General features: G+C 69.2%; 11 protein-coding genes. 2 read left to right on the plus strand and 9 right to left on the minus strand.

Annotation, left to right across the window (positions count from 1 at the left end):
- From M0R80_26850 to fsa, 6 genes are all read right to left on the minus strand, one after another.
- The coding region (locus M0R80_26850; protein MCK9463254.1) for a MopE-related protein at positions 1 to 2556 on the minus strand (2556 nt) is incomplete at its 3' end.
- A gap of 138 nt (positions 2557 to 2694) precedes the next feature.
- Positions 2695 to 5559 carry an excinuclease ABC subunit UvrA gene (gene uvrA, locus M0R80_26855; protein ID MCK9463255.1) on the minus strand — a complete coding sequence of 955 codons (2865 nt, stop codon included), beginning with the start codon at positions 5557 to 5559 and terminating at the stop codon, positions 2695 to 2697.
- Positions 5556 to 7259, minus strand: coding sequence for a DUF6178 family protein (locus M0R80_26860; GenBank protein MCK9463256.1), 1704 nt, complete (start codon positions 7257 to 7259; stop codon positions 5556 to 5558). The genes uvrA and M0R80_26860 overlap by 4 nt, the downstream gene beginning before the upstream one ends.
- Before the next feature lie 453 nt (positions 7260 to 7712).
- Positions 7713 to 10142 carry a hypothetical protein gene (locus M0R80_26865; GenBank protein ID MCK9463257.1) on the minus strand — a complete coding sequence of 810 codons (2430 nt, stop codon included), beginning with the start codon at positions 10140 to 10142 and terminating at the stop codon, positions 7713 to 7715.
- The gene (locus M0R80_26870; GenBank protein MCK9463258.1) at positions 10139 to 10831 is read right to left on the minus strand and encodes an NUDIX hydrolase; all 693 of its coding nucleotides are present in this window, start codon (positions 10829 to 10831) and stop codon (positions 10139 to 10141) included. The genes M0R80_26865 and M0R80_26870 overlap by 4 nt, the downstream gene beginning before the upstream one ends.
- The gene (fsa, locus tag M0R80_26875) at positions 10828 to 11472 is read right to left on the minus strand and encodes a fructose-6-phosphate aldolase (protein MCK9463259.1); all 645 of its coding nucleotides are present in this window, start codon (positions 11470 to 11472) and stop codon (positions 10828 to 10830) included. Before fsa ends, M0R80_26870 begins: the two co-directional genes overlap by 4 nt.
- 346 nt (positions 11473 to 11818) lie before the next feature.
- On the opposite strand from fsa, the gene M0R80_26880 reads away from it, so the two are divergent.
- Together M0R80_26880 and M0R80_26885 are read left to right on the plus strand one after the other, a co-directional pair.
- Complete coding sequence (locus tag M0R80_26880; protein MCK9463260.1) at positions 11819 to 13240, plus strand: helix-turn-helix domain-containing protein; 1422 nt, start codon at positions 11819 to 11821, stop codon at positions 13238 to 13240.
- A 157-nt stretch (positions 13241 to 13397) separates the two neighbouring features.
- On the plus strand, positions 13398 to 13706 hold the full coding sequence (locus tag M0R80_26885; GenBank protein ID MCK9463261.1) for a zinc ribbon domain-containing protein: 309 nt from the start codon (positions 13398 to 13400) through the stop codon (positions 13704 to 13706).
- Positions 13707 to 13727: 21 nt separating this feature from the next.
- Here M0R80_26885 and M0R80_26890 read toward each other — a convergent pair whose 3' ends face one another.
- From M0R80_26890 to M0R80_26900, 3 genes are all read right to left on the minus strand, one after another.
- Positions 13728 to 13871, minus strand: a complete 144-nt coding sequence (locus M0R80_26890; GenBank protein MCK9463262.1) for a hypothetical protein — start codon at positions 13869 to 13871, stop codon at positions 13728 to 13730.
- Positions 13872 to 13926: 55 nt separating this feature from the next.
- A complete protein-coding gene (locus M0R80_26895) occupies positions 13927 to 14544 on the minus strand; it encodes a hypothetical protein (protein ID MCK9463263.1) in 618 nt (205 codons plus the stop codon).
- A 9-nt stretch (positions 14545 to 14553) separates the two neighbouring features.
- Positions 14554 to 15675: hypothetical protein (locus M0R80_26900; protein MCK9463264.1), on the minus strand; the 1122-nt coding region annotated here is incomplete at its 5' end.

Raw genomic sequence — 15675 nt, forward strand, 5'->3', positions numbered from 1 at the left:
CCCCGCGCCCGCCCCCGCCGTGAACACCGACGACACCACCGCTCCCCACACCCCAGCCTCGCACTTCTGCTGCCCGTGCGCGCACACCCCCTCCGTCGGCCCCGTCCCGCACTCCCGGTACAACCCCTCGTCCGTCTGCCCGTCGCAGTCGTCGTCCTGGTTGTTGCAAGGGTCCACGGTCTCGGCCACGGGCGCGGTGTAACTCTCGCACTGCACGATGCCGAGCGTCGCGTTGCAGTGCTCCACGCCCGCGACGCACTGCCCTTCGCAGTCGTACACGCCGGGCGAGACCTCGGTGCACCCGGAGAAGCCGGTCGGGTAGCAGGCCGCACCGCCGCCCGGATCGCCGTCGTCGGCCGTGCCGTCGCAGTCGTCGTCCTTGGCGTTGCAGATCTCGTCGATCTCCGTGACGTAGTCCTCGCAGGACAGATCGCCGCCCACGAGGCACATCCACGTGCCGCCCTCGCACTCGCCGAGACAGCCCGCCCCGTCCGGATCGCAGCCGTCGTAGCCGGTCGGGTAGCAGCCGTCGCCGCCTTCCGGGTTGTTGTCGTCGATCGTCCCGTCGCAGTCGTCGTCGATGTCGTTGCACTCCTCGACGGCCGGGTACACGACCGTCCCGACGCAGTCGAGCGCGCCCAGGGCGGAGTTGCAGTCCCAGACGCCGGCCGAGCACGGCCCGTCGGTCGGGTGGTCGATCGCCGGGCACGGGGCGCCCTCGACGTCGGGCGTGGTGCCGTCCCACGCCGGGAAGTTGTCGACGCCGCCCGCGCAGTCGTTGTCCAGGCCGTCGCAGATCTCGTCCACCGGCGTCGTGTAGTTGATGCAATCCATCTCCCCGTCGTCCCCGCAGCTCTGGACGCCGGCCGCGCACTCGCCGATGCAGTCCGTGCCGTCCGGGTCGCAGCCGATGTAGCCGAGCGGGTAGCACGCCCCGCCGCCGCCCGGGTTGCCCTCGTCGGTCGCGGCGTCGCAGTCGTCGTCCAGATCGTTGCACGTTTCGGAGGTGGCGGTGGTCGGCGCCACGCAAGACGCCGTGATGTCGTCGTCGCAGCACTGGTAGCCGGTGGGCGTGCAGCGCCACGTCGCGGCGTCGCACTCGCCGGTCTCCGGGTTGCAGCCGCCGGCGGTCAGGTTGTACGCGACCGTCGTCCCGGTGATGTTGTCGATGTAGCCGTCGCAGTCCTCGTCGGCGCCGTTGCAGAGGTCGGATGCCGCCGGGTAGACCGAGCCCTGACAGACCATGCCGGTCCCGGGCGCGCAGACGTACACACCGGGGTGGCAGGTGCCGATCGTCGTCGGGTAGCCGCACGCGCCCCCGGTCGGCCAGCCGCCGACCGGCGCTTCGTCGGTCTCGCCGTCGCAGTTGTTGTCCTTGCCGTCGCACAGCGTCTCGCCCGGATCCGCGCACAGCGTGGGCGCGGGCTGCGTCACGGGGCTCACGCCGTTCCAGTTGCAGAACAGCTCGAACCCCTCGTCGACCCCCTCGTCCCCCGGGCCGCACACCACGGTGTCGCTGTTGGTATCACCGGGACAGTCGCAGTCGTTGTCCAAACCGTCGCAAATCTCGGTCAAGATCGATTCCGACACAATCGTATAAAGCGCGCTGGTCAGCGTCGCCTCCGAGGTGGCGGACATCGCGGTGGGCCCGGTGCCGCCCGCCACGGCCATGGCGTTGAGCGTGGCGCTGGTGATCGCGAGGCCGATGACCCACGTCTTGACGTGAATGCTCGCGTCAGCCGGGGAGAGCGATCCGCCGATGTTGTAGATGTTCGTCACCTGCCCTGTCGGGGTGACCGTGCCATCGTAGTCGCCGTCGGCGAGGACGATGATCGAGTAGGGCCGGCAGTCGCGGTACGGATCCGCGTTCATCACGCCGATGAGGTAGGCGCGCGCGGCCTCGAGCGCCTCGCCGAGCGGGGTGCCGCCGTCGCCGCGCAGCTCCTGCTCCGTGTAGTCGCCGGTCACCGGCCCTTGGAAGGTCGAGACCTTGGGCGTTCCCTCGGCCAAGAACTCGGTGTTGTCCATCCACGCGACGATCTCGGGCGTGTTTTCCGCGACGAACCCCTCGCACAGGTAGTTCGATTGCGTCGAGAACGCGCCGGCGGCGGTGTAGTTGTACGGGGCGGCCGATCCGGTGCCGGCGATGCCCCGGTACCGCAGGATGTCCCTGTGGCCGATCTCCTGGTTGTTGCCGTACCAGTCCGCGCGCCAGGCGTCGTCGGAAACGAACGCCGCGGTGTACTCCTGCGGGAACTTCATGAGCGCGAAGTCGATGTCGCCCGCCTCGTACAGCATGGAGCGCATCGCCTTCTTGGCGATGAAGAGCCGGGAGTCGCCGTATCCCGGGCAGCACTGGCGCGTGTCCCAGGGGTCGGTCGTCCCGTCGCCGTAGGTCTGCGCGCCCGAGATATTCAGGGTCATGCTCCCCGAGGTATCGAAGAGGATGAGGATCCGGGGTTTGATCTGCGCGTCCGCCCGCGCCGGCGCGAACGACAGTGCGGCGAACAGCGCGACCGCCGAGAACCCGATCATGCCCTTGCTGAAACGACTCATGCTCCTGCTCCTTGTTTCGAACCAGATTCCGACCCCAGCATACGGACTGTAGAGCCCTCTTTTGTCCCTGTCATTAGAGGAAAGCACAATTGGAAAATTATGATCGCAATCGAACAAACAGGGGTCGAGTGCGGCAGCTCAATAAATCGGCGCCGGATTTGTTTGCCGACCGATCTCGAGCCCGCGGGCGAGGTGCTCGCCGGTCGCCGAGCCGCGCGCCCGAGCGACCTGCTCCGGGGTGCCCTGGGCGATGAGCCGGCCGCCCGCCGCCCCGCCGCCGGGACCCAGGTCGATCACCCAGTCGGCATTCTTGATGATATCGACGTTATGCTCGATGACCAGCACGCTGTTCCCGTGATCGACGAGCCGCTGGAGCACCGCGAGCAGCTTCCGGATGTCGTCGAAGTGCAGCCCGGTCGTCGGCTCGTCGAGCACGTAGACGGTGCGCCCGGTGTCGCGGCGCGCGAGCTCCCGGGACAGCTTGATGCGCTGCGCCTCGCCCCCGGACAAGGTGGTCGCCGGCTGCCCGAGCTCCACGTAGCCCATCCCGACATCCTCGAGGGTGCGCAGGATGCGCCCGAGCCGCGGGTAGGCGGAGAACAGCTCGAGCGCCTCGGAGACCGTCGTGCCGAGGATCTCCTTGATGTTGCGGCTCTTGTACCGGACCCTGAGCGTCGCCTCGTTGTACCGCTCGCCGCGGCAGACCTCGCACGCGACGTGGACGTCCGCGAGGAAGTGCATCTCGACGCGCACCACCCCGGCGCCGCCGCACGCCTCGCACCGGCCGCCCGCGACGTTGAAGCTGAACCGCCCGGGACCGAACCCGTACGCGCGCGCCTCGGCGGTCTCGGCCATGACTCCGCGGATCTCGTCGAACGCCTTCGTGTACGTCGCCGGGTTCGAGCGCGGCGTCCTCCCGATCGGCTTCTGATCGATGTGGATCACCTTGTCCACCGCCTCGTGGCCGCTGAGGGAGCGGTACGGGCCGGGGTGGGCGGCCGCCAGGCCGAGCTCTCGCTCGAGCGCGGGCAGGATCGTGCCGGAGAGGAGCGAGCTCTTGCCGGCGCCGGACACGCCGGTGAACACGGCGAGCACGCCGAGCGGGACGTCGACGTCGAGGTCGCGCAGGTTGTTGAGCCGTGCGCCGCGCAGCTCGATCCGGCCCGTCGGGGCGCGCCGGCGCGAGGGAAACTCGATGCGCGTGCGGCCGCTCAGGTACTCTCCGGTGAGCGAGGACGCGCACGCCGCGATCTCCGCCGGGGTGCCCTGGCACACGACGCGGCCGCCCGCGGGCCCGGCGCCCGGACCGAAGTCGACCACGTGATCCGCTCGTGCGATCGTCTCCGGGTCGTGCTCGACGACGATGACCGTGTTGCCGAGATCGCGCAGTCCCTCGAGCGCGTCGAGCAGGCGCGCCCCGTCGCGCGGGTGCAGCCCGATGGACGGCTCGTCGAGGACGTACAGGACGCCGCTGAGCTCCGAGCCGAGCTGGCTCGCGAGCCGGATGCGCTGCGCCTCGCCCCCCGACAGCGACGGCCCGAGCCGATCCAGGGTCAGGTACCCGAGCCCGACGTTCAGGAGGAAGCCGACCCGCGCGCCGATCTCCTTCACGAGCTCGGCCGCGACGACGCCGCGCGCCCCCCCGAGCGAGAGCTCCGCGAACCACCGCGCCGAGTCGGCGACGCTCATCGCCGCCACCTCGTGGATCGCCGCGCCGCCGACGAGCACCGCGCGGGACTCGGGCCGCAGCCGGGCGCCGCCGCACGCGCTGCACGGCACGTCGGTGAGGTACTGCCTGTAGAACTCGCGCATCTGCTCCGACGTCGTCTGCTGCATGCGCCGCATCAGCGTGTTGACGATCCCCTCGAAGCGCATCACGAACCGGCCCGACGATCGGCCGCGCCTCCAGTTGACGCGGATGTGCTGATCGCCGGAGCCGTACAGGACGAGGCGGCGCTTCGCGGCCGTCAGCTCCCGCCACGGCCTGTCGAGATCCACGCCGAGGTCCCGCTCGAGGCCGTCGAAGATGCGCGCGTTCCAGCCTCCCTCGCGCTTCAGCTGGCTCGCGTACGGCGCGAGCGCGCCCTCACGGATCGAGAGGCCCTGGTCCGGCACGACGAGGTCCGGATCCATCTCGAGCCTCGTGCCGAGGCCGTTGCAGGCCGGGCACGCGCCGACCGGCGAGTTGAACGAGAACGACGCGGGCGACAGCACCGGGAACCCGATGCGGCACGCCGTGCAGTGGTGCTCGGCCGAGAAGCGCATCTCCCGGCCGTCGTCGAGCGCGACGGCGATCTCGCTGCCGGCCTCCCGGAGCGCGGTCTCGACCGAGTCCGCGAGCCGCGCGCCGTCGACCGAGCCGATGACCACGCGATCGACCACGAGCTCCAGCGAGTGCTTACGCTTCTTGTCGAGCCGCGGGATCTCCTCGTCGAGGCGCCTGATCTCGCCGTCGACCCGGAGGCGCACGAAGCCGCGCTCGCGGCACCGGTCGATCACGTCCCGGTGCTCGCCCTTGCGGTTGACGACGAGCGGGGCGAGCAGCGTCGCCGCGGTCCCCGCCGGCAGCGCGCGGATCTCGTCCACGAGCTGCTGGGAGGTCATCGCCGCGACGGGCCGGCCGCACTGGTGGCAGTGCTGCGCGCCGACCCGCGCCCACAGCACCCGCATGTAGTCGTAGACTTCGGTGATCGTCCCCACGGTGGACCGCGGGTTCGACGACGCGCTCTTCTGCTCGATCGCGATCGTCGGCGAGAGGCCGCTCAGCTTGTCGTACCGGGGCTTCTCGAGCTGTCCGAGGAACTGCCGCGCGTACGACGACAGCGACTCGACGTAGCGCCGCTGCCCCTCCGCGTACAGCGTGTCGAAGGCGAGCGACGACTTCCCCGATCCGGACACGCCCGTGAAGACGACGAGCCTCCGCTTCGGGATGACGAGCTCGTCGATGCGCAGGTTGTGCTCCCGCGCGCCTTTGATGCGGATGGTCTCGGGGTTCGCGATCATCGGCGCGCGACGAGGAGCGCCTCTTCCGGCGCGCCGCCCTCCAGCCGCGCGCGTCCGAGGATCAGCAGCCTGAGCACGAAGCGCCTCTGCGGATCGCGCTCGTCGGCGGGGTGCGCGGGCCCGTCCGCGGCGATCGCGAGCGGCTCGGCCAGGGCGCGCAGCGCGTCGGCGGTGAGGGCGTCCGCGTCGAGCCCGAGCGCGCGGCCGGCGAACGCGGCGGCCTCCTCGGACGAGAGCGGATCGGCGCGCAGCGGCCTCCCCGAGGCGGCGTTAGCGAGCGCCGTGAGCAGGACGACGGACGCCGTCGCCGGGAGCACCCCGGCCGCGCGGTCCAGCGCGCCGAGCCGCGCGAGGAGCGCCGGGGCGCCCTCGGCCTCGGCGAGGAGCGCCGAGGCTCGCGCCACCTCGCCCGCGTCCGCGAAGCCGACGAGCTCCGCGTCCAGGGGGTCGAGTGGGGCGGGCGAGAGATCGCCGCCCTCGTCGAGCCGCGGGAAGCGCCGCGGGAAGTCCGAGGCGAGCGCGCCGACGACCACGGCGTGCGGCGGGTCGAGCGCCGCCCGCGGGCTCCCGCCGACCGCGACGCCGATCCTCCGCTCGAGCGCCCGCGCCCTCTCCCGGAGCGGCGCCAGGACGCCCATGCCGGCCCGGACGAACGATACCGGCGGCTCGGCGAGGAGCGCCCGCGCCGCGGCCTCGACGTCACGGCCGACGACCGCCGCGAGCCCGAGCGCCAGGGTGTCGCGGGCGAGGCACACGCCCCGCGCGGTGGCCTCGAGATCGCCGAGCGGGACGCCGAGCCCGCTCACGAAGAGGTTCACGGTCGCGCCGATCGCCGCCGGCAGGAGCGCCGCGCGGTCGGCGAGATCCGGATCGTCGGTGCCCGCCGCGCGCTCGAGCGCCGCGTCGAGGAACGCGTGCCCGGCGAGGCACGCCCGGTGGAGCGCGGGCAAGCCGACGCCGCCGGGCAACGGGATGCGGGTCCCGCTCGAGAGCCGCCCGGCGACGACTTCGGGGTCGAGCGGCGAGAGCGCGGCGAGCCCCTCCTCCCGCGACCTGTAGCCGAAATCCGCCAGGCGCCCCGTCCGCCATCGGAGGGCGGCCTCCTCGAGCTCGATGGGAAAGTCGTGCCGCAGGCACTCGAGCTCCGGCTGGTACTCGGTGAACGTGAGGCTGAGGAGCGCGGCGAGGATCTGCCGCACGACCTGGGGGACGTCCTCGGGGTTCGGCAGCTCGATCGCGTAGTGGCCGTCGGCGCACTCGAACAGCTCCGACCCCTCGGCGCCGCCGAACTCCTCGTTCTTGTCCTCCCTCAGATGGACCACGACCCAGGGCTTGAGGAACAGCGTGCGCAGCTCGTTCTCGAAGGTGAGGAACAGCCGCGCCGCGACGTCCGTGCCTGTCGCTACGGCCGGGGCGAGCAGCGCGCCGAGCGCCTCGCCGTCGAACGCGTCCTTGCGCCAGCAGGCGAGATCGACCACGCCGACGAGCTGCTCGTCGGTCGCGTAGCCGAGCAGGTCGACGCGCCGTTCGTCGTCGGCCTCCCGCAGCAGGGCGAGGAGATCGATGGGAACGAGCGCCTCGACGATCGCGGCCGGCTCGTCGGACCTCTCGATCCGCGCGAGGAGCTCCTCGGCGACGAGCCTCGGCGCCTTCGCGATCGCGAGCGACCCCTTCGGGGCGCCCTTCGTCCTCTTCGCCATCGCCCCTCCGCGTTCTCCCCCACGCCAATTGGCGGACGCGGGGCCGACTTGTCAAGAGGCGGGGTGCGTCCGCGCGCTTGACAGGCGTTCCATCCGCGGTGTAGGTATGCGGTCCGCGCAGCCGTAGGCGCCGCGCGAAACGACCGGAGAAGAGCGATGTACATCTACAAGAAGCGCCACAAGAAGAACGTCCGGAACCGGTGCGCGCGCCGCCACGCCGCCGAGAGGGCGAAGAACCGCAGGCGCAAGGCCGGCCGCGGATCGCCTCAGTAGATCCTCTTCTTCCTTTCTGTAGGGGCAACCCTGTGTGGTTGCCCGATCGATGTGTGGTTGCCCGATCGATGTGTGGTTGCCCGATCGATGTGTGGTTGCCCGATCGATGTGTGGTTGCCCGATCGATGTGTGGTTGCCCGATCGACGGGCGGACACGCAGGTCCGCCCCTACGGGAGATTTCACCACGCCTTCGGAAGCTGGATCGCCTGGACGGACGCGTAGTCCTCTGGCGTCGCCGCGTGCAGGATGCGGTAGACCGAGCTCAGCGCGTGGTAGGTGTAGTCGATCCGCTGCTTGTTGTGGTTCATGCAGTACTTCACGCCGCCGGAGGCCTTCTTGGGGTTCGGGTAGTAGTAGTCGTTCTCGCCCGGCCGGATCTGCTGCTGGATGATGAACCGCGCCGCGAGGAGCGCGCCCTTCCGCAGCTTGTCCACGATCTCGGGCGGCGGGCCCGCGCGCCGCGCGAGCACGTACGACGCGGCCGTGCCCTCGGTATAGACGAACGTGTGCATCGCCGGCAGCTCGTCGAGCACCTTGAGGTATCCGCCGACGTAGTCCGGGAAGAACGCGCGCGTCTCGTCGAACTGGTAGGTGTCGATGATCCAGGTGGACACGAGGTTCGAGGCGTCCACGTATGACGGATCCGGATCGTACCGGTGCATCTCCTCCATGGCCATCGCGATCCACGGCTGGAACTGCACGAGCTCCTTGCGCCGCGCCTCGACGTACGTCCCGTCCGGCTCCCGGATCGCCATCTCCCGCTTGAACCAGCCGAGCGCCTCTTCCATGCCGCGCTTGAACGCGGTGCGGTACCGCTCGTCGCGCGTCTCGCCGAAGAGCCTCGCCACGGCGTAGAGGATCTCGCCCGGGTAGATCGAGTTCTCCGTGCCGTAGTACTTGTTCTTCGGCGCGACGTAGTAGTGGTGGAACGCGCCGTCCGGCTTCTGCATGTAGAGGACGAACCGCGCGAGCCCGTCGGCGATCTTCTGCCGCGCCGGCGGCAGCGTCCAGCCCACGCGCCTCGCCTGCGTGTAGCCGAGGAGCGCGACCGAGACGCCGCCCATCTTGTTCGCCCAGTCGGGCGAGAGCGATCTGTCGTACTCGTTCTCGTTCGCCTCGAAGATGGCGACGTCCGGCCCGGGGAGCGGGCCGTCTTGCCACGTCGTCAGCGCGTCGTCGATCGTGCCGTCGCTGCGCCGCGGCGGCCCGCCCCAGCGGATCCGGCTCTCGATCCACTTCCAGCCCTCCTCCGCGGTCTTCAGGTGCTTGGGATCTTTCGACCACTCCTCGACGAGCGCCATGGAGTACGCGCCGAGCGTGTGGCGCACCATGTTGTACTCGTTGTTCTCCTCGTCCCCCACCGGGAAGTAGCGGTAGATGTGCCGGCCGTCCGCGTAGACCTGGTTGTCCGCGATCCAGTCGCCGAGCCCGACGAGCGCCTTGACGAGGTTCTCCCGCGTGATCTCCTTTGGCTCGGGGATCCGCGGCATCGCCCGGTAGAGCGTCTCGATCGCGCCGCCCGGGGTCCGCTCCCGGAAGTGGATCGTGCGGAATCGCGAGATCGGGACGTCGTCGCCCTTCCAGTAGTCGGCCTTCGCCCCGCCCAGGTTCTTGGACGCGCGCTCGAGGAGCGACTCCACCGTGCGGAAGTCGTTGGTCACCGTGTACCACGGCGGGATCATCTGCTCGTCGCCCTTCACCTTCATCCTGAGGCCGAAGATGCCGGGCTCGAGCACGCGCCACATGAGGAGCGCGTCGCGCGGGCCGTAGAAGGTGCCTTGGCCGTGCTCGACCTCGAGCTCGAGGCCGAGCTTCGACGCGAGCGCCTCCTCGAGCGGCCCGAGCTCGCGCGAGAACTGCTTCCGCGCGTAGCTCTTCTCGAAGCGCTTCGCGAGGCCGCGCGCGCACTCGGCGAGCGTCTTGCCGGTCTCGGTGTAGATCATGAGGTGCCTGCCCTGGACGCGGCGCGGCGTCAGGATCATGCGCCAGTCGCCCTTGGCGGTGATCGACGCGGGCAGGCTCTCGGGGGGGGCGGCGCCCGGGGCGCCGAGCTCGGCGCGCACGATCCGCACGAGCGCGTCCTTCGCGGCGTCGTCGAGCTCCGGGGGCGGATCCCCGAGCTCGTAGATGAAGAACGAGCGCGTCAGCACCTTGGCCACGAGCCTCCCCGCGGGGTACGAGAGCGCGAGCCGGTTCCGGACGGTGTTCTTCGGGATCGGATCGCGCGGCGTGATCGACGGATCCACCACGACGTGCGCGATCTTCGCCCCCTCGAGGAGCCGGATCGCCGCGTCGACGTCCGCGCCCTGGAGCGCGGCCTCGAGCCCGGAGATCGCGTCGATCTTCACGGGCTCGGTCCCGTCGGCGTCGATCGCCTCGGCGGTCGGCCCGATGACGAGCGTGCGCCCGAGCTTCTCGAGCCGCCGCTCCGCTTCCGCCCTGTCGCCGCCCTTCGCGGTCGCAGCGGCGCCCGGCTCGGACGGCTCCTTCCTTTGGCTCGCGACGTAGTACACCATGACGCCCGCCACGGCGAGCGTCACGACCACGAGGACGGGGCTCGGCCCGCGCCGCTTCTCCTTCTGCGCATCCGCTTTCGCGTTCTCGGTCATCGCAAGGGCTCCTCCCCGGCCCGGCGCGAGGCGGCGAGCCTCCGCAGGCCGAGCTCGGTCTTCATGTCCTCGATCTCCCCGCGATCGCACATGGCGATCGCCTCCTCGAGCGCGACCCACGCGATCTCGGCGCGCTCCTCCACCGGGCTGCCGTCGCCGGCGGGCGGCGTGGCGTCCTCGGGCCGCGCGACCTCGGCCCGCGCGAAGAACAGCCGCTCCGGGATCACGCCGGGCGACACGAACGGCGCGCCCGCGAGCACCGTGAAGCGATCCGCCGGGATGCGCACGCCGACCTCCTCGAACGCCTCGGCCGAGGCGCGGGAGCGGATCCCGTCGACGCCGCGATCGGCGTCCTCGATGAGCCCGGCCGGGAGCTCCCAGAGGCACGGCGGCCCGGGGGCTTCCTCGAGCGGCGTCACCGCCCCACCCCGTAGGAGCAGCGGCGGCCGCACGCACGATCGCATGCAGACGCGCGGCGCCCCGTCCCCGCCGGTCGTGAGCAGCAGCGCCACCGCGTCGAGGTGCCGCCGGAGCACCGCGTCGTAGGGATACGTCCGGCTGACCGCGCCGTCCGAGTAGACGTTCGCGAGCTCGAGCCTGTGGAGGCTCAGGAAGGCGCGGCCCGGCAGCGGCGCCGCGTCGATCCGGCGAACGACGTCCACACGCGTGACGTGGCGGGCCGGGATCACTTCGGGACCTTGGCCCAGTCGCCAAGGAACTTCTCGATCCCGAGGTCGGTGAGCGGGTGCCGGAGGAGCTGGCCGAGCACGTTCGGCGGCACGGTCGCGACGTGCGCGCCCATGCGCGCCGCCTCGACGAAGTGGAGCGGATGACGGATCGACGCGACGAGCACCTGCGTGTCGAAATCGTAATTGTCGTAGATCTCGACGATCTCCTCGATGAGCCCCATGCCGTCCGAAGAGATGTCGTCGAGCCTGCCCACGAACGGGCTGATGTACGTCGCGCCGGCCTTGGCCGCGAGCAGCGCCTGCGGGGAGGAGAAGCACAGCGTGACGTTCGTCTTGATCCCCTCGGCCGACACCGCGCGGACCGTCTTGAGCCCCTCGGCGGTCATCGGGATCTTGACGACGATGTTCTTGTGGATCTTGGCGAGCGCGCGCGCCTCGGGGATCATCGCCTTGGAGTCGGTCGCGATCGCCTCGGCGCTGATCGGGCCGTCGACGACGGCGCAGATCTCCTGGACGACGTCCTCGAACTTGCGCCCGGTCTTGGCGATGAGCGACGGGTTCGTGGTCACGCCGTCGACGATGCCGATCGCCGCGTACTCGCGGATCGCGGCGACGTCCGCTGTGTCGATGAAGATCTTCATGGTGGCTCGCTCCCCTCGCGGTTGGTTCCCGGAAGGAGTGCCAAAATCGGGGTCGCGAGTCAATCGCCACGAGCCGCGGCGGTTCCGTGCAAGTCTCGCGCTACCGCTCCTGCTGGGACTTCCGACCGATCTTCGCGTCAAAGCCTGTGGAAGGCCCGGTGCGGAACGAAAGACGCACGCCGGGTTTGGAGGAGGGGCCCCGGAATCCGAGCGGTGAGAACCGCCACGGCGCCGGGGCTCCCATTTATATCCCCTTCCACCGTTGATCCCTTCCACCGAACGAGCGCGAATCTCGGCGGATCGTGGAGGGTGGCCAGGCGAGGCCCCGAGCGGTAGAGTGCGGGGGATGGAGCTCAAGGAGATGCTCAAGGCGGCCGAGGGCAAGTCGCTGGAGTTCAAGCGTGACCTCTCCTCGCTCAAGCCGATCCTCAAGACGCTCGTCGCCTTCGCGAACACCGCGGGCGGCGCGCTCGTCATCGGTCGCGACGACGACGGCAAGGTGCGAGGCGTGCCGGATGCGGTCGCCGAGGAGGAACGGCTCGCGAGCGCGATCGCCGATGGGATCCTCCCAGTGCTCCTCCCGGACATAGAGATCCGGCGCCACGGCAGACACGATCTTCTCGTCGTCCAGGCGGCGCGGTGGCCGGGGCCGTTCTACGTGAAGGCGGACGGGCCGGAGCACGGCGTGTACGTGCGCCTTGGTTCGACGAATCGCAGAGCCGACGGCGAGACCGTGGACAGGTTGCGGCGCGAGGCGCGCGACCGGGCGTTCGATCTCCTCCCGTGCATCGGCGCCGATGTCGACGACCTCGACATGGACGCGATCCGGCGGGCGTTCGCCGCGGTCGGGCACGAGATCGACGCCACCAAGCTGGAAAGCCTCGGCGTGCTCATCCGGTACGGGCGGGCGCGCGTGCCGTCCAACGGCGGCGTGCTCCTGTTCGGCTGCGACGAGGTGCGGCAGCGCCACTTCCCGGACGCGCAGTTCCGGTGCGCGCGGTTCGTCGGCCCGGCGGGCGCGCAGTTTCTCGACCAGCTCGACGTCGAGGGGCCGGTGCTCGCGGGCATCGACGAGGTGGTCAAGTTCATCCGGCGCAACACGCGCCTCGGCTCCAAGATCGAAGGGATGCGGCGGCAGGATATCCCCGAGTACCCGCCGCGCGCGTTGCGCGAGGCGCTCGTCAACGCGGTGGCGCACACGGATTACAGCGTCTCGGGCATGAATCTCCGCGTCGCGGTGTACGACGATCGGCTCGTCGTCGAGAACCCGGGCGCGCTGCCGTTCGGCCTCACGGTCGCGGACCTCAAGGCGGGCGTGAGCCGGATCCGCAACCCGGTGATCGCCCGCGTGCTGCGCGAGCTGGAGCTGATGGAGAAGTGGGGCAGCGGTTACCAGCGGATGCGCGACGAGTGCGGCCCGAACGGCTACCCGCTGCCCGAGTGGGTCGAGCTGTCCGCAGCGGTGCGGTGCGTATTCAAGCCGCATCCGGAAGCCGCCAAGGCCGTTGCAGGGACATCGCGTGTCCCCGCAAATGTCCCCGCAAATGTCCCCGCAGGCGCCGGGCTGAACGAGCGGCAGCGATGGTTCCTGGAGCGGATCACGGCCGATGATCCGATCCGGCCCCGGCACGTCGTCGAGCGGTTCGGCGTGACCGAGAAGACCGCCAAGCGCGACGTCGCCGAGCTGACCCGTCTCGGCCTCGTCGCGTTCGTCGGGCCGACCAAGACAGGAAGATATCTTCTGCGTCAAGGAAAGCACGAGTCATAGCGCTGCCGGTCGGTAGCCGCGGGGAACCCGGCAAAGCCTTCTTGGAAGGTTACGACACCTTCGCCACCTTCGCGACACCCCGCGGCGAGCCGGGTTGCAGGGGTGCGCAATCGATCCATACTTGTTCCGTGCTGCGGGGGCTGGGGGCGGAGACGCCATGTTGAAGATGATGAGCGCGACCCCTCCGTTCGGGTCCTCCTGCCAGAGTTGCGCGGCGTCGATCCTCGGCGCCGAGGATCAGGGAACGAACGAGCACGGGCGCCGCGTCCGCAAGTACTGCCGGCGCTGCTACCGGGACGGCCGCTTCGTCGAGCCGGAGCTGACCGCCGAGGGCATGGTCCTCCGCGTCACGACCCGGCTGAGCCTCGCCGGCATGATCGGGATGGTGGTCGCCAACGAGGTCGCGGCGCTGATCTCGGGGCTGGATCGCTGGCAGGGCGATCCGTCCGCCGCGCGCCAAGCCTGAGCAGGGTTTCGCGAGTTCGTGCTAAGATGCCCCGTCCGCGACCCGAAGGACGGAGGCCCCAATGAACGGATCCGAGATGTAGCGGCCCGTGATCCAGAACGACGCCCCGTCGAGCTGCGCGCCGCCGGACGATCGCTCGCTCCCGGTCCCTCCCATCCGGTGCATCCAGGGTCATGCGCGCTCAGTTAAGCCGCAACCATCGGATGCGGCGCGCCTGCCGCTATATGAACAGCTGCTTCAGCACCGTGGCGCCCTGGGCGGGTGGCAACTCGGACATGAGGCGCTGGCCGACCCGCTGGCGGATCGACTCGCGCTGGGCGCGGGCGAACTCGGGGTCCACGTCCTCCATATCGCCGTAGGTCGCGTAGCGCAGGTCGATGTACTCGTTCATGATCTCCCGCGCCTTGGCGCCGCTCTCCGGGTGGTGCGCCATCAGGTGGTCGAACCAGTCCGCGACCTCGCCAATGCGCCGCTCCTCCTCGGCCCGCTTCACCTCGATCGTGCGCTTCCTGGTTTCGATGATCTCCGCCACGCGCCGCTCGACCTCGGCCTCGTTCACGCGGCCCGCCTTCAGCATCGCCTGCAACGCCACCTTGTCAATGCTCGACGCCCCGCCCTTCTTGCCCTTGGGCGCCGCGCCCTTCTCACCGCTCGCCCTGCTGCCGCCCTCGTCCTCGGACACACCCCTGCGCGCGGCGACCGCGGCGCCGTTATCGTTTCCGGAGTCGAACAACCGCCGGAATTGCTCCCGAGCGCCGTCGCTGAACAGTAGTAGCGCGGCGATCACGAGCGCCAGCACGATATCGATAACCGCCAGGACTCTCACCGCGCGCTTCATCGATATCTCTTACGGCTGGTATTCGTACGCGCCCATGTCGGCGTACTCGAGGCAGTCCGTGTCGCTTCCGCAGTCATAGGCGTTGGGTGATGACGGATCGTCGTAGCGGGGGTTACCCTCGACGTCGGCGTCGGTCGGGTTGAGCCCGTAGCCGGAGTCGATCGCCGGAGATCCGGGCTGGAGATGAAGGTCGATAATCTCGTAGCTGTCGCCAGCCACTGCGTGCCATGTGAGGTTTCCCCAGACCCAGATCACAGTATCGGAGTTGTCCGCGATTACCGTCCAAAGTCCAATCTCGTTTAAATTCAACAACAACCCGACGAGGGCGCCCGGCTCCCAACTTGCGGTATCATCCGTCATCTCTGTCTGAAATATAGCCTCATCGAAATACAAGTCGCTCCAGGCGCCAGTCGTTCCAGGGTAGCCGACGAACATCGGATCGGTGGAGATGTTGCCTTCGCCCGGATACCCTCCCTCCACGTAGCTGTGACTGGCAGCGACATCGCCGTAGCACCCGCCCACTACGACCGATCCCGTCACCTCAGTTTCACATCCAGTCTGCGAGGAAACGCCCATGCTGGTTAGGTTCGACAGATATGCGCTTCCTCCTCCCCAACAAGCGAAACCAGATCCGATAACCGAATCCGCAATGTCGATAACGGCCGAATCACCTCCGACGTTCGCGCCGACAAATATTGATCGGTCACCGACCAAGTTACCGTACGTTACCTCCTTGAAAACAATACTATCATGGATTACAAAACTACCTCTCAGTCCGCCCATATACGAACCTACTTCGTGATTGAGAACTATGCAGTGATCCAGCGTCGCTCCACCGACCAAGGAGCCCGCATATCCTTCGTCCGCAGAGGACCGATTGTTGTAGAAGACGCAATTCGCAAACACATGGTCTCCCGATCCCATCAGAGTTGCAGCGCCACCACCCGAATACCCCGACACGTTGTCGACGAATACTGTATCCGAAACGAAGACATCCGAATCGTACACCGACAGCACTCCGTCTTCGGCTCCGTCACACCCGGTCAGATCATAGGCGTTAACCGTTTTTTTGCCTTCAACATGTTGTCCGTTCCATGACGGAGGAATGGAAAACCTCGTCAACACTATAGA

It is taken from the genome of Pseudomonadota bacterium, from assembly GCA_023229365.1.
Lineage (GTDB): Bacteria > Myxococcota_A > Polyangia > JAAYKL01 > JAAYKL01 > JALNZK01.